We start from the raw sequence: 13,443 nt of genomic DNA on the forward strand, positions 1-13,443 counted from the left end.
CGACGCGACGACAAGGTCGACCGCCCACCCAGTTGGAGGGTGGGCAGGGCCCTCCTAAGCGTTCCCCGGGCCGGACGGTGCGTTTACAGTCGCGTCTTCGCCCCGCTCCAGCGCCGTGCGGATGTGGCCGAGCAGGGGAAGGGCATCTCGGAGCGTGCCCTGTTCCGCCGGAGTCAGGTCGCGCAAAATGCTGGTGAGAAGACCTTCGGCCGCCGAGTCGTAGACGTGGAGTTGCTCCCGGGCAAGATCCGTCAGGCCGACTTTGGTGCTGCGGGCATCCGCTTCGTCTGCGCGTCGCGAGACCAGACCGCTCCTTTCCATGGCAACGACGAGGTTGCTGACTGTCGGGCGCGCGAGTCCCAATTGCCGCCCGAGCACTGTGGGGCTCACCCACTTGTCGGGGAAGAGCCGGCGGAGCACCTCGATCTGGGCGTCAGGAATCAAGGGCAGGCCGGCGCGGGCCCGGGAGCTGTTCAGAAGCGTTCGGCGGAAAGGACCGATCTCGTCGCTGAGGCTCCGCGCAATCGCGCTCAGGCCCGTCGGGTCTCCGGAATCGTCCACGCAGACAGAATACGCGACCACGACGAAATAGGTTTGCAACAAACGCATTTCTGGGTGATAGTGGATTTATGAGTATTCACACCAGCGTCGCCAACCCCACCCCCGAGCAGGGTCTGGACGCAATCATCGGCCACCGGTTCATCTACACCTACGCCAACGGATGGCAGTACGAGATGTACGTCAAAAACGCCACCACGATCGACTACAGGATCCACTCCGGCATGGTCGGCGGTCGGTGGGTCAAAGATCAGCAGGTCGACCTCGTCGGCCTCGGCCGCGGGGTGTTCAAGGTGTCGTGGAACGAGCCGACCGGCACCAGCGTGGTGGTGAACGTCGTACCGGAAGACAGGGTTCTGCACGGCACCATCTTCTTCCCGCACTGGGTCGAACTCGACGGATCCAAGACAGTCCTTTTCCAGAACGACCACCTCGACCAGATGCGACGGTTCCGTGACGAAGGCCCGACCTACCCGATCTACGTCGTGCCCGAGTTCGCGCACATCACCCTCTTCGAGTTCGTCGGAGTCGACGACGAGACCATCATCGACACGGCACCCGGAGACCTGCCGGACGGCTTCGCAGACAGGAGCGACTGAGATGGGCACCCGTGATGCCGAGGTGACCGCCCTCACGCTCGCGCACAATGGGCAAGTCATTCGTGGCCACGAATTCCGCCCTCGCGACGCCGCCGCCGACTCCCCGTCCGTCCTCATCGTCCACGGCTTCGGTGACTCCCACGTCGGCCCACAGCGCCTCTTCGTCCAGGTCGCCCGGCGCCTGGCAGACGCCGGCGCGGTCGTCCGCGCCTACGATCGCCTCGGGCAGGGCACAAGCGACGGCGACTTCGCAGACATCACCCTCCGCGACGAGATCGATCAGGTGATCGTCATGGTCCGCGCATTCGCCGACGACCGCTCCGCCCCGGTGCATCTGGTGGCACACAGTCTTGGCGCCGTCGAATCCGCCATCGTCGCAGCCCGGCTCCCCGACCTCGTGGCCAGCGTCACGCTCTGGTCACCCGCGGGCGTCGTGGTCGACGACATCACGGTGAAAAACGAGATCCAGGGGCAGTCGCTCGAGTCCGTTGCCGAGAACGGCGGTTTCGACTTCGGCGGCCTGTGGCTCGGGCAAGCCTTCATCGACGATGTCCGGAATAGCCTCGACGTTTACGCCGAAGCGGCAGGCTACAGCGGCCCCGTCGAGGTGCTCCACTGCACGGCCGACCAGATCGTGCCGCTCGAGTACGGGCGACGTTACGCGGAGCTCCTCCCCGGGGCCTCCTTCACCGCCATTCCGGGCGCCGACCACGCCTGGTCGTCACGGCAACTGCGCGAGCAGCTCCTCGAGCATCTGCTGCCCTTCCTGAAACTGTCCTAAGACAGCAGCCCGATGCACACCGCGCTCAGCTCGTCGGCACGACATCCCAGTGCTCGCGGATCAGACCGGCGTCGACCCGAAACAGATCGGCGGCGAGCAGGGGGTCGCCCGGCTTGGCCCCAACGGTCTGCGAGAAGGTCCACACGATGTCGCCGTCGGAGAGCGAGATGACCGACTGCTGCGCCGGGAACTGCGCACCGCTGCCGAACAGCTGCTTGAGCGCCGCAGTACCGTTCGGCGCCACGGGATTGTGCTGCAGGTAGGCCGGGTCGAAAGAACGGTCGAGCACGGAGACGTCGTGGTCACGGAACAATGTGTTGTATGCCGAGACGGCGAAGGTCCGGTTGCGCTCCTCCTGCCGCTCCGACGGCGCCTTGGTCGGCTTCGCGGGTCGGTAGAGGTCGCTGAACATCGTGTTCGTGTTGCCACTGGCGGGCGTACCGGTGGCGATCGGCTGGTCGAGCGACCAGTGCTCGACGACCTTTCCGTGGCGCATCCGGAAGAGATCGACGGCAGCTTCGCCCCGCCGTTCGTCTCGCGGGTCGGGAGCGATCTGCCAGTGCACCGCGACCAGGTCGCCGTCGGCTGCCAGGTGTTTGACGACGGCGTGTGCGCCGGGGACGCGCTTTCGGTCTGCGGCGAATTGCGCGAGGAGACCTTCCGGCCCCGACGTCGCGCCGGTCCCGTGGCCGACTGCGCCGGGGGCGACGAGCGCGGCCGCAAGACGCCGAGCGCTCGAGCTGGAAGGATCCGCGAATCCCCGCGAGAGGAGAGCGCGGATGGCGCAGGCGTTTCGCCGCTCGGCCGCGGCGTCCTGCCGATCGCCGCTCGTTCCGCCGCGCGCGGAATCGAGGGAGGCCGCGCCGGACGAATGAGCCACGGCAGGTGCGGCAATCGCGGTTCCGGAGACGCCCAATCCGGAGAGGAGGGCGGCACTCGCAATCACAGCGGTGCCGTACGCGCGGTATCGGTGCTTCATCATGGACTCTTCCTTCTCTCGTGTGGCTCGGAGGGAGGGATCCGGTCTCGCTGGTTGGCAGCGGCCACAGAACCCCGGGCCATCGCGACGACGATAGAGCGCGACGCCTCCCCCGCGGAAGGTACGTACCTTTTCGTAAGCTACTGACATGGACGTTGGAAACACGGCATCGCGGGCATCGACCGAAGCAAAATCGCAGACCTTCGCGCGGTTCCCCGCGGCGTGTCCGAGTCGAGTCGTCCTCAGTCATGTCACGAGCCGCTGGGGCGTGCTCGTCCTGCTCGCCCTGGAGCCGGGAAGCATGCGATGGGGCGAACTGCGCCGCACCATCGAGGGAATCAGCGAGAAGATGCTCGCCTCCACACTCCGCACCCTCGAACAGGACGGCATCGTTCATCGCGCCGCCCAGGCGAGCATCCCGCCACGCGTCGACTACTCCCTGACCGAGACCGGAACCGAACTCGCCGCCCGGCTCCTTCCGCTGATGGACTGGATTCTCGACAACGCGGATGCGATCGTCGCCCGACCTGCCGTCACCACACCGGCCACAGACCCTGGGAGTCGAACCCACCAGTAGGCGACCCGCGGCAGTGTCGGGAGGAAAAGGCTGTCGGGAGAGAAAAAGCAACGGGGGGAGAAAAAAGCGAAGCCCCACACTCCTTGGAATGCGGGGCTTTGCCTTACTGCTGTCTCAACTCAGTTCTTCTGTGTCACTCAGACACTGTGCGCTCGAAGGGACTCGAACCCCCAACCTTCTGATCCGTAGTCAGATGCTCTATCCGTTGAGCTACGAGCGCGCATTACTTTCGGCCGAATGGCCAGAGGAAACATTACACGAGGCCTGCCCCCGACGCCAATCGAGTCGGCCAGGCGGGCCCGCGTAAGCGGCCGAGCCGTCGGATCCTTGCGCTTTACCTGGACGTGGGCGGTGCAGTTGCTCACCGAGCATTGGGGGTCCGAGCAGAGGCAGTTGTCAGGGGGCGTGCGATTGGATGAGACAGTGAACGCCACCACTCTGCCTGCCTCGACGACTGCCCGTCGCCCGGTTCCGGCTCGGTGGATGCTCACGAGCATCGGATCGGCCGTCGCCCTCGGTGGCGTCTACGCCGTCGCGGTACTGACGAAGCCCGGTCAAGAGATCGAAGACTCCATCCTTCGATCGGTTGATGGCGGCACGCTCCTCAAATCCGGTCGGGCGCTCGATGCGATCTCGATTCCGGCGATCCTTGTCGTAGTCGGCGTCGTCGTGCTCATCGCTTTCGTGCGCCGCCGCCCCGGAGCGGCCTTCCAGTCGGCGACCCTGATCGTAGGATCCATCGCGACCGCCCAGATCATCAAGGCCATTGCACCGCGCCCCGAGCTCACCGAGTCGACCCTCAGCAACAGCTTTCCCAGCGGCCACGTCACGATCGCCGTGGCCGGTCTCCTGGCTCTCTCGACTGCATTCGGGCGTCACCTCCGGCCGCTCATCATGGTGGTCGGGACCGCGTTCGCCGCCCTCGTCGCCGAGCAGACCGTTGCCTACGGCTGGCACCGCGTCAGCGACGTCTGCGGGGCATGCGCGGTCGCTCTGCTGTGGCTCGGCATCGTGCGGAGCGCCGCGGCCGTCTGGTCGCGCGACCGCCGCGACACCGTGAGCAAGAAGGCGCACGGCTTCACCTCGGCCGTTCTCGGGCTGGCACTGGTCGCGACACTCGCTGCCGCCGGCGCGATCTTCTCGATCGGCATCGGCGCCGACATGACCGTCACCATGTCGACCGGGCCAGGAGTGCTCGTCGGGGCGCGGCTGCTCTCGGCCGGCGTCGTGATCGCGACCGCCTGGCTGGCCTGGAAGCTCGATCGGTCAGTGTAGGTCGCTGGCAGCGCCGGCCCGGCGTCCTGCCAGCAGGGTCTTGTCGAGATCGCACTAGTCGTCGCCTCGACCCGACCGGTAGTGCGATCTCGGCAGCCCGCGCCTCGCGAGATGGCCACAACTACGTGAAACGCGGCCTCGAGTCGTAGATCAGGCCACCTCGCGCGAGCGGCACGACCCTGAGCCCTACGCGGCCCCGAACAGCAACCCGAGCGCGTACGTCACGGCGGCGGCCCCGTAGCCGATCGCGAGCTGCCGCAGCGCCCGGCGGAGCGGCGACGTTCCCGAGAGCAGCCCGACCACGGCGCCGGTGCCGAGCAGAGCCAGCCCGACGAGCACCGCCGCGACCACGATCACGGTGAGCCCGGACGCCCCGAAGAACAGCGGGATCAACGGGATGATCGCCCCCGACGCGAAGAAGCAGAAGCTCGATACCGCAGCGCCGAGTCCCGACCCGATGGCCTCATGCTCATCGACGGGCGAGTCGGCGGACGCCGGCGCAGAATCAGAAGCAGAAGCACCTCCGACAGACGGCGCCTTGACGGGCGCCACCAGCACATCGACCCCAGGATCCGGCACAACCCCGATCGCCCCGGTCCGCACCTGCAGTGCGCCGAGCACGTCCCGCGCATGCGCCTCCGCCTCGTCAGGAGCCATTCCCCGCGCCCGATACACGAGCGCGAGCTCGTTGGCATCGACGTCGAGGTCGGGCAGCACGTGCTCGGCTTCGGGGTCGGGGGTCGATGCCGCGAGGAGTTCGCGCTGCGAGCTCACCGACACGTACTCCCCCGCGCCCATCGACAGTGCGCCGGCCAGCAGCCCCGAGAGCCCGGTCACGAGGACGACCGCGTGCGACGCCCCGCTCGCGGTGACCCCGAGGATCAACGCCAGGTTCGACACGAGCCCGTCGTTCGCGCCGAAAACCGCCGCGCGGAACGTGCCCGACAGCCGCGATCGACCTCGCTCGGCGAGACCGCGCACGACCTCGCCGTGGATGCGCTCGTCGGCTGCCATCGCCTCGGTCGCGTCGGCGTCGGTCGCATACGGTGACCGCGCCTCGGCGCTCTGCACGAGGGCGAGCACGAAGATCGAGCCGAAGCGCCGGGCGAGAAACCCGAGGATCCGAGTGCGCAAGTCCGTCCGCACGGATCGCCCCACGCGGTCCCCCAGCAGGTCGCGCCAATGCTGCTCGTGCCGCCCCTCGGCGTCGGCGAGCGCCAGCAGGATGTCGCGCTCCTCGCCGGCTCGGCGCGCGGCGAGGTCGCGGTAGACGGCACCCTCGGCCCGTTCGTCGGCGAGGTAACGGCGCCACCGCCGGAGGTCGGCGGGGCTGGGTTCCCTCGCGGGCGTGGTCGCGCTCATGGGGTCAGGGTAGCGGTGCGCGGGAGGGGTGGTGCGGGGGTCGGCGTCGCGGATCCTCGAGTTTTTTTGCGTTTCGTGCACCTTCTTGCCGAACGCCCAGCTTCGGTGTTACGTTGCCCGAGGCCCACCCGAACGGGCCCGCCTGTGGCCCTTCCATCTGGGGGGAGGACGACGACGCAACGACGCTCATCTCCACTGAAGGATCACTCTGTGAAATCTTTGTCTCGAGGCACGGCGTTCGCCGTTCCGACCGTTCTCGCCATGACGTTCGGTGGGCTGTTGCTCGCCGCGCCGGCCCATGCCGCTGACGCCTTCGCCGTCACAACGCCCGCTCCCGGTGCGACCGGAGTGGCGCAGACGTTCCCGAACGTCGTTCCGTTCGAAGGCACCGGCGCTCCCGCCGGCGACAACGTGACCGTCAGCTACCTCGACGCCAACGGCGCCAGCCACAACGCGACCTTCGGCGGCTCGACCGTCGACGCCGCGACGGGACAGTGGAGCGGCAACGAGAACTTCGACCAGCTCAGCCCCGGCCAGACAGCCGTGGTGGCGACGGTCACCGCAGTCAACGCGGGCGGCACCGTCGACTTGACCACGACGACTTCGTTCGAGCTCGCCGTCGCGCCGAACTCGTTGACGCCGTTCACGGTCACGAAGCCGGTGTCGAACTCGACCACCCCGGTCGAGAGCACGACGCCGACCTTCGAGGGAGCCGGCCAGGCCGGTGACACCATCACGATCACCTACGGCGCCCGCGCCGCGAAGACCGGCGTCGCCGCGACCACAGTCGTGAAGACCGACAACACTTGGTCGACCACGACCGACTTCAGCCAGCTCGAGCCGGGCGCGACCGAGGGCAGCGCTCTCGTCAACGAGACCGACCCCGCCGGCAACCCCGTCCCCGGTGCCGACCAGAAACGCATCAATTTCGTGTTCCCGTCGGCCCCCGCTGCCGCCGTGCCCGCGTCGATTGCCGTGACGCCGACCAAGACCAGCGTGCTCGAAGCGTCGACCACCGGCATCGCCGTCTCGGCCGAGGGCTTCAGCCCCGACGAGCAGGTCGTCGTCGCCGTCACCGATGCCAAGGGCACCGTAATCCCCCTCGCCGGCGATCGCCCCGCTCAGACATTCGCCAGCGACACCGACGGCTCGTACACCGACGTTCTGCGTCTGCCTGCCAACCTCGTGGGCGGTACCTACACGGTCACCATCGTCGGCGTCCGCAGCGGCGTCTCCGTCAAGTCGTCGTTCTACGCTCTCGGTGCCCCGACGATCACCTCTCCGACCAACGGTCAGAAGCTCGTCGGCTCGACGGTCACCTTCGCCGGAACCGGAACCCCAGGATCCGACATCGGCGTGATCGTCCTCACCACGAAGGCGTACAAGGCCGCTCTCGCCCAGGCGAAGGCCGCTGAAGCCAAGTCGTCCGCATCGGTTTCGCGTCTGGCCTCGCCGCGCGCCGGAACCACCGCGACGCCCGCCGACCCGACCGCTCGCATCATCGTCGGCGCGAACGGCCGCTGGAGCGTCACCCTCGCCGCCAAGCCCGGCGACTACACCGCCGTCGCGATCGCCGCTCTGCTCGACGCGAACGGCGACCCGGTCGTCGACGCCGCGGGCACCCCGGTCGCGGCCGGCCCGAGCGCTCCGGTCGAGTTCACGCTGACCGCTGCGGTCGTCACACCGGCCGCCGCTGGCACGGGAGTGGACGGCGACGGAACGACGACGCTGGCCTACACGGGCTCCGACACAGCGCCGCTCGCGATCGGTGGCAGCCTCGTGCTGCTCGTCGGCGCCGGCCTGCTGCTGGCGGCTCGCCGTCGCCGCTCGGTCGAGGTGTAGTCGGTCGCACTGACTGCCGGAGGGCCCGTCTCGCGCGTTCGCGCGGGGCGGGCCCTTTCTTCGTTGCGGGCGGGCTCGTCGCGCCGCTCGCTCGCGAGATGGCCGAACGTGCAGCCACGAGCTCGATTCGGCGGAGATCGGGCCACCTTGCGCACGCCACCCGCCGAGATCGCAGTTGCGGTCGGGTGGAGGCGACCCCTACTGCGATCTCGGCGACGCCCAAGCGACGACGCCGAAGCCGCAGCACGCCCCGCGCCCACCGCCAGCGCCTACGCTCAACTGATGCTGTACATAGGAGTCGACCTGGCCTGGGGCGAGGGCAGCGACGCCAAACCGGCGAACGAGACCGGGCTGTGCGCACTCACCGCAGAAGGACGCATCGTGGCGGCCGGGTGGGAACGCGGTGTCGAGGGCGTGGTCCGGTGGATCCTCGGGGTTGTCGCTGAGGCAAAGGCAGCAGTCGGCCCGGGCGTCGCCATCGCCGTCGACGCCCCGCTGGTCGTTCCGAACGCGGTCGGCATGCGCGAGTCCGAGAAGCAGGTCGGTCGTGCCTACGGCCGGTGGAAGGTGGCGGCCAACCCCACGAACCAGGCGCTCGGCTGGCTGGCCGGGGTGCGGCTTCGCGACGCTCTCGAGCAGGCAGGGTTCGTGGTGGTGTCGGGTGTGCCGGATCCTGAGCCTCGTGACCGCGTGATGTTCGAGTGCTATCCGTACACGACTCTCGTCGGGGTCGAAGAACTCGGCTACGACGACGAACGCCCGCGCTACAAGCGGCTCGACAAGGCGCTGCCGGCCGCTGAAGCAAGGGCAGCGCGTGCTGTGGCGACCGACGAGCTGGTGCGCCGCATCGGGCTGCTCGATACGTTCGATCCGCCCCTCGACCTCGCGTCGCACCCGCTCACGAGGGCGCTGCTCGACGAGCCGTCACCGCTCTCCGGCCCCGCGCACAAGCACCGCGAAGACCTGCTCGACGCAACCCTGTGCGCCTGGACGGCTTCGATCTGGCACCGGCACGGGCTCTCGCGGGTGCAGGTGCTCGGGCGGGACGAACCGAAGGATCCCTCGGGCCGACCGGCAACGCTCGTCGCGCCGTGCCGCCCGTCACAGCGTCTGCCGTAGTGTCGCGGCGCGTGGCCCTCCCCGCTACAGCGCCTTGATCATCTCGTTCTCGAATCCGTGCGGCGCCAGCTCGTACGGCAGCTTGCGTCCCGTCTCGGTGAAACCGCGCCCCGCGTAGTAGCGGATCGCCCGCGCGTTGTCTTCGTGCACGTGCAGCGCCATCGCACTCGCGTGCCCCTTCGCCCAGGCCTCCACCTCGTCGAGTAGCGCATCGGTCACTCCGGCGGCGCGGCCTCGATGCGACGGCGCCACGTAAACGCCGACGAGCAGCGGGAATCCCGTCTTGGGCAGGTAGCCGCCCATCGTTCCGACCCAGGATCCGGTCGACTCGTCGATGGCAGCGAACGACGCCGACCCCTCGTCCGTTCCTCGGCGACCCCGCAGGCGCCATTCGGCCTCGGGGTGATTCTCGGCCGTCGCCAGGGTCTCGCCGAACGCGATCGGGGTGTCGCGGAGCATCTCGAGCCGCAGAACCCGGACCTCCCGCCAATCGGCTTCGGTGACGGGGCGGATGGTGACGGTGGTGCTGGCCATGCGTTCAGCCTAGGCGGGGGCCGGCGTGCTCGACCCGCGCCCACCCCCTCGAACGGCACAAACCCGCCCGGCCGGCACAAACAGCCCGGCTAGGCGGGGTGTTCGTGCCGATCGAGCGGGTCTGTGCCGCTGCGGCGGGTCGGGCTAGGCGGGTCGGGCTAGGCCTTCGAGCGGAGAACCGTGAACGAGGCGTCGCGCACGATCAGTGTCGACACGGGCGAGGCCACCTGCTGCTCCGGGTCGCTCGACGACGCGAGCTCCCACTCGCCGAAGGGCGCCTCGGGCACGGTGAACTCGACGCCGTTCTGCGCAGCGTTCATCAGCACGGCAAAGGAGTCGGCTCCCTCGTGCCCGAGCACGAACATGACCGCGCGGTTCTCCGGATCCTGCCAGTCGGCCTCTTCGAACGGACGAGCGTCGGCCCGCAGGATCTCAACGGTGCGGGGCGAGTCGCCGGGCGCGGTGCGGAACCACGACGGGCGCAGCGCCGGCGCCGACTGACGGAGCGCGATCAGCGACGTGGTGAACTCGAGCAGGTCGCGGTCGACAGCCTTCCAGTCGAACCACGAGATCTCGTCGTCTTGGCAGTAGGCGTTGTTGTTGCCACCCTGGGTGCGGCCCATCTCGTCGCCGCCGAGGATCATCGGCACACCGGCCGACAGCAGCAGCGTCGCGAGCAGGTTGCGCTGCTGACGACCACGCCACTCGAGCACGGCCGCGTCGTCGGTGTCGCCCTCGATGCCGCCGTTGAACGACGCGTTGTTGCTCTCGCCGTCGTTGTTGTCTTCACCGTTGGCCTCGTTGTGCTTCTCGGCGTACGAGGTGAGGTCGCGGAGGGTGAAGCCGTCGTGCGCGGTGACGAAGTTCACGCTCGACAGCGGCGAACGGCGGTCGCCCTCGTAGACATCGGGGCTACCCAGCACACGCTGCGTGAAGGTGCCGAGCACGTCGCCCGAGCCCCAGTACTCGCGGGTGTCGTCGCGGAACTTACCGTTCCACTCCGACCAGTCGGCCGGGAATCCTCCGACCTGGTACCCCGCGGTGTCCCACGGCTCGGCGATGAGCTTGACCGGGGCGAGCACGGGATCCTGGTGGCACAGATCGAGGAACGCCGAGTGCTTCTCGGCGTCGCCGTCCTGGCGGGTGAGGGTCGTGGCGAGGTCGAAGCGGAAACCGTCGACGTGCATCTCGGTGACCCAGTAGCGAAGCGAGTCCATGATGAGGCGGAGGGCGGCCGGGTGCCCGACGTTGAGCGAGTTGCCGGTGCCCGTGGTGTCGAAGTAGCTTCCGCGGTCGTCTTCGACCAGACGGTAATACGAGGCGTTGTCGATGCCCTTGAACGACAGCGTCGGGCCCTGGTGGTTGCCCTCGGCCGTGTGGTTGAACACCACGTCGAGGATCACCTCGAGGCCAGCGGCGTGGAACGCCTTGACCATGGCCTTGAACTCGGCAACCTGCTCGCCCGCCTGACCCGACGACGAGTACTCGTTGTGCGGCGCGAAGAATCCGATCGAGTTGTAGCCCCAGTAGTTGCGCAGCCCCTTTTCGGCGAGGGTGTCTTCCTGGGCGAACTGGTGGATCGGCAGCAGCTCGACGCTGGTGACCCCCAGGTCGACGAAGTGCTTGATGGCCGCGGGGTCGGCGAGACCCGCGTACGTACCCCGAATGCTCTCGGGAACCTCGGGGTGCTGCTTCGTGAAGCCCTTCACGTGCACCTCGTAGATGACGGTCTCGTCGAGCGGGACGCGCGGAGCCTTGTCGCCCTCCCAGTCGAACGACGCGTCGGTGACGATGCACTTCGGCATCGCCGATGCGGAGTCGTCGTCGTTGCGCGTGAACGGGTCGTCGAACTCGTGCGAGAACAGAGCCTGACCCCACTCGAAGCCACCCTCGATGGCCCGCGCGTGCGGGTCGAGCAGCAGCTTGGCCACGTCGTGGCGAAGACCGTTCGCAGGATCCCACTCACCGTCGACCCGCAGACCGTACCGGGTGCCCACTTCGATGCCGGGCACGAACGCGTGGAACACGTAGCCCGTGCGCTCATCGAGCTCGTGCCGGGTCTCGGAGCCGGCCGCGTCGGATCCTTCGCCCGCAGAATCGAAGGTGCAGAAGTAGATGGCGGTCGCGGTCTCGGAGTAGACGGCGACGGTGACGCCACCGTCGACGACGGAGACGCCGAGGGGATAAGGCTGTGAGAGGGTCATGCCTTTAGTTCTACGGGTAACGGCTGTGCATCGGAACGCCGGCTTGTCCCCCGAAATGCCCCCATTCCGAGGTACCTCCGACCCGATCGTGCCACTCTCGGGGCATGAGCAAAGACAGTTCCTTCTCGAGTGATGGCCCCGTACTCGCCGACACCGTGCCGATCGACCTCCACGAGCTCCGCGCACTGCTCGACGAGGGTGGCTCGGCGGCGCTCTGAGGTTCGGCTCTGCCGTCTTCTGTCTGGCTGCTCCGGGGCTGGCTAGTGCGGTCGCCCGCTGAGATTCCGCAGCGTCACCGAGCGATACGCTCATCTGATGCCTGACTCTCGGCCGGACGCCCTCCGCATCGCTCTCGTGTGTCTGCACACCTCGCCGGCGTCCGACCCCGGAATTGGCGACGCCGGCGGCATGAACGTGGTCGTCCGCAACCAGGCCGCAGCGCTCGGCGCCCTCGGTCACCACGTCGACGTTCTCACACGCCGATCGTCACCCGACCAGCCCGCCACCAGCGACCTCGGCGAGAACGTCGTCCTGCGGTTTCTCGACGCCGGGCCGCCCGAGCCCGTCGCTAAGGGCGTGCACGAGAACTTCATCGGTGAGTTCCAACAGGCCATGGAGCCGTTCGGTCCCTACGACATCATCCACTCGCACCACTGGTTCTCGGGCATGGCCGCCCTGCCCTTCGCGCGGGCGCGAGGCCTGGCGCACCTGCAGAGCTTCCACTCGATCGCCGCTGACCACTCGACACCCCTCTCGGAGGGCGAACGGCCCGAATCGCCCGGTCGCCTCACCGGCGAGGCCTGGCTCGCGAAAGAATCCGACGGGGTCATCGCCATCAGCGCCGCCGAAGCCGAGACCGTCGTACACCGGCTCGGAGCCGACGCCGAGAACGTGCACGTCGTCTCGCCCGGAGTCGACGCCACCGTGTTCCGGCCGGCCACGCCGGGCTCGGTTGCCCCCTCGCCCTACGTCGTCGCCGCCGGTCGCCTCGACCCGCTCAAGGGCTTCGACCTGGCCATCGCGGCGGTCGCGGCGATCCCCGAGAGCATTCGCCCCGATCTCGTGATCGCCGGCGAGGAGTCGGTCGACTACCGCAGGTATCCCGACGAGCTCCGCACCCTCGCCGACTCGCTCGGCGTCGCCGACCGGGTCCGGTTCGTCGGCCCGCAGTCGCGCTCGGCTCTCGCCGCACTCCTCCGAGAGGCACGGGTCGCCGTGGTGCCGTCGCACTCCGAGACGTACGGCCTCGTCGCCCTCGAGGCCGCTGCCAGCGGCACACCGGTCGTGGCGGCGGCCGCCGGAGGCCTGCGCGAAGCCGTCGTCGACGGGGTGACCGGGATCGTGCTGCGGTCGCGCGAACCAGCCGTGTGGGCAGACGCGATCGCGGGGATCCTCGGCGAACCGGTCTATGCCGCCGCCCTCTCGACCGCCGCCCGCGTGCGGGCCGCCGGGCTCAGCTGGGCGCACTCGGCCGACGGGCTCGTCGCCTGCTACCGGTCGCTCGCGCGGTAGTGAGCGACGCTGCTTGCCTTCCACCTAGTCGCGTTTCGCAGGTTTAGTCGCGATAAAGCGCGACTAAACGGGCGAAACGCGACTAAGCGCCGACGGGCGGG

The 13,443-nt window shown here is 68.6% G+C and carries 12 protein-coding genes and 1 tRNA gene; 7 read left to right on the forward strand and 6 right to left on the reverse strand.

Annotated features, from left to right (window positions below):
• Positions 1 to 54: 54 nt before the first annotated feature.
• Entirely contained in the window at positions 55 to 609 is a 555-nt protein-coding gene (locus ASF54_RS08055) for a MarR family winged helix-turn-helix transcriptional regulator (protein WP_200919580.1), read from the reverse strand.
• A gap of 20 nt (positions 610 to 629) precedes the next feature.
• On the opposite strand from ASF54_RS08055, the gene ASF54_RS08060 reads away from it, so the two are divergent.
• Positions 630 to 1,157 (forward strand): phenolic acid decarboxylase, encoded by a 528-nt coding sequence (locus tag ASF54_RS08060; RefSeq protein ID WP_055960725.1) that lies wholly within the window; start codon positions 630 to 632, stop codon positions 1,155 to 1,157.
• A 1-nt stretch (position 1,158) separates the two neighbouring features.
• Positions 1,159 to 1,938: an alpha/beta hydrolase gene (locus ASF54_RS08065; protein WP_055960727.1), complete on the forward strand. Its 780-nt coding sequence runs from the start codon at positions 1,159 to 1,161 to the stop codon at positions 1,936 to 1,938.
• A gap of 25 nt (positions 1,939 to 1,963) precedes the next feature.
• Here the strand turns inward: ASF54_RS08065 and ASF54_RS08070 are convergent, their stop codons facing one another.
• Entirely contained in the window at positions 1,964 to 2,920 is a 957-nt protein-coding gene (locus ASF54_RS08070) for a nuclear transport factor 2 family protein (RefSeq protein WP_055960729.1), read from the reverse strand.
• A gap of 145 nt (positions 2,921 to 3,065) precedes the next feature.
• Here ASF54_RS08070 and ASF54_RS08075 point away from each other — a divergent pair, with 145 nt between their 5' ends.
• Positions 3,066 to 3,494, forward strand: coding sequence for a winged helix-turn-helix transcriptional regulator (locus tag ASF54_RS08075; protein WP_055960731.1), 429 nt, complete (start codon positions 3,066 to 3,068; stop codon positions 3,492 to 3,494).
• Positions 3,495 to 3,641: 147 nt separating this feature from the next.
• Here the strand turns inward: ASF54_RS08075 and ASF54_RS08080 are convergent.
• Positions 3,642 to 3,714: transfer RNA gene (locus ASF54_RS08080), tRNA-Arg, on the reverse strand.
• 203 nt (positions 3,715 to 3,917) lie between these two features.
• Between ASF54_RS08080 and ASF54_RS08085 the strand changes: the two genes are divergently transcribed.
• A complete protein-coding gene (locus ASF54_RS08085; protein ID WP_162237112.1) occupies positions 3,918 to 4,769 on the forward strand; it encodes a phosphatase PAP2 family protein in 852 nt (283 codons plus the stop codon).
• A 186-nt stretch (positions 4,770 to 4,955) separates the two neighbouring features.
• On the opposite strand, the gene ASF54_RS08090 is transcribed toward ASF54_RS08085, so the two are convergent.
• Positions 4,956 to 6,131, reverse strand: coding sequence for a VIT1/CCC1 transporter family protein (locus ASF54_RS08090; protein ID WP_055960735.1), 1,176 nt, complete (start codon positions 6,129 to 6,131; stop codon positions 4,956 to 4,958).
• 210 nt (positions 6,132 to 6,341) lie between these two features.
• Between ASF54_RS08090 and ASF54_RS08095 the strand changes: the two genes are divergently transcribed.
• Complete coding sequence (locus ASF54_RS08095; protein ID WP_157510071.1) at positions 6,342 to 7,973, forward strand: LPXTG cell wall anchor domain-containing protein; 1,632 nt, start codon at positions 6,342 to 6,344, stop codon at positions 7,971 to 7,973.
• A 282-nt stretch (positions 7,974 to 8,255) separates the two neighbouring features.
• Positions 8,256 to 9,092 (forward strand): DUF429 domain-containing protein, encoded by an 837-nt coding sequence (locus ASF54_RS08100; protein ID WP_055960738.1) that lies wholly within the window; start codon positions 8,256 to 8,258, stop codon positions 9,090 to 9,092.
• A 24-nt stretch (positions 9,093 to 9,116) separates the two neighbouring features.
• Here the strand turns inward: ASF54_RS08100 and ASF54_RS08105 are convergent, their stop codons facing one another.
• The gene (locus ASF54_RS08105; protein ID WP_055960740.1) at positions 9,117 to 9,626 is read right to left on the reverse strand and encodes a GNAT family N-acetyltransferase; all 510 of its coding nucleotides are present in this window, start codon (positions 9,624 to 9,626) and stop codon (positions 9,117 to 9,119) included.
• 158 nt (positions 9,627 to 9,784) lie between these two features.
• Positions 9,785 to 11,830, reverse strand: coding sequence for a glycogen debranching protein GlgX (glgX, locus tag ASF54_RS08110; protein ID WP_055960742.1), 2,046 nt, complete (start codon positions 11,828 to 11,830; stop codon positions 9,785 to 9,787).
• Between the two features lie 315 nt (positions 11,831 to 12,145).
• Between glgX and ASF54_RS08115 the strand changes: the two genes are divergently transcribed.
• Positions 12,146 to 13,342: a glycosyltransferase gene (locus tag ASF54_RS08115; RefSeq protein ID WP_055960744.1), complete on the forward strand. Its 1,197-nt coding sequence runs from the start codon at positions 12,146 to 12,148 to the stop codon at positions 13,340 to 13,342.
• Positions 13,343 to 13,443 lie beyond the last annotated feature (101 nt).

Origin of the sequence: Frondihabitans sp. Leaf304, from assembly GCF_001423105.1 — a bacterium.
In the GTDB taxonomy this organism is placed as follows: domain Bacteria; phylum Actinomycetota; class Actinomycetes; order Actinomycetales; family Microbacteriaceae; genus Frondihabitans.

Excerpts from the sequence above, each read along its gene's own strand:
- ASF54_RS08055 (WP_200919580.1), bottom strand. The coding sequence starts at position 609 with ATGCGTTTGTTGCAAACCTATTTCGTCGTGGTCGCGTATTCTGTCTGC.
- ASF54_RS08060 (WP_055960725.1), top strand. The coding sequence starts at position 630 with ATGAGTATTCACACCAGCGTCGCCAACCCCACCCCCGAGCAGGGTCTG.
- ASF54_RS08065 (WP_055960727.1), top strand. The coding sequence starts at position 1,159 with ATGGGCACCCGTGATGCCGAGGTGACCGCCCTCACGCTCGCGCACAAT.
- ASF54_RS08070 (WP_055960729.1), bottom strand. The coding sequence starts at position 2,920 with ATGATGAAGCACCGATACCGCGCGTACGGCACCGCTGTGATTGCGAGT.
- ASF54_RS08075 (WP_055960731.1), top strand. The coding sequence starts at position 3,066 with ATGGACGTTGGAAACACGGCATCGCGGGCATCGACCGAAGCAAAATCG.
- ASF54_RS08090 (WP_055960735.1), bottom strand. The coding sequence starts at position 6,131 with ATGAGCGCGACCACGCCCGCGAGGGAACCCAGCCCCGCCGACCTCCGG.
- ASF54_RS08100 (WP_055960738.1), top strand. The coding sequence starts at position 8,256 with ATGCTGTACATAGGAGTCGACCTGGCCTGGGGCGAGGGCAGCGACGCC.
- ASF54_RS08105 (WP_055960740.1), bottom strand. The coding sequence starts at position 9,626 with ATGGCCAGCACCACCGTCACCATCCGCCCCGTCACCGAAGCCGATTGG.
- glgX (WP_055960742.1), bottom strand. The coding sequence starts at position 11,830 with ATGACCCTCTCACAGCCTTATCCCCTCGGCGTCTCCGTCGTCGACGGT.
- ASF54_RS08115 (WP_055960744.1), top strand. The coding sequence starts at position 12,146 with ATGCCTGACTCTCGGCCGGACGCCCTCCGCATCGCTCTCGTGTGTCTG.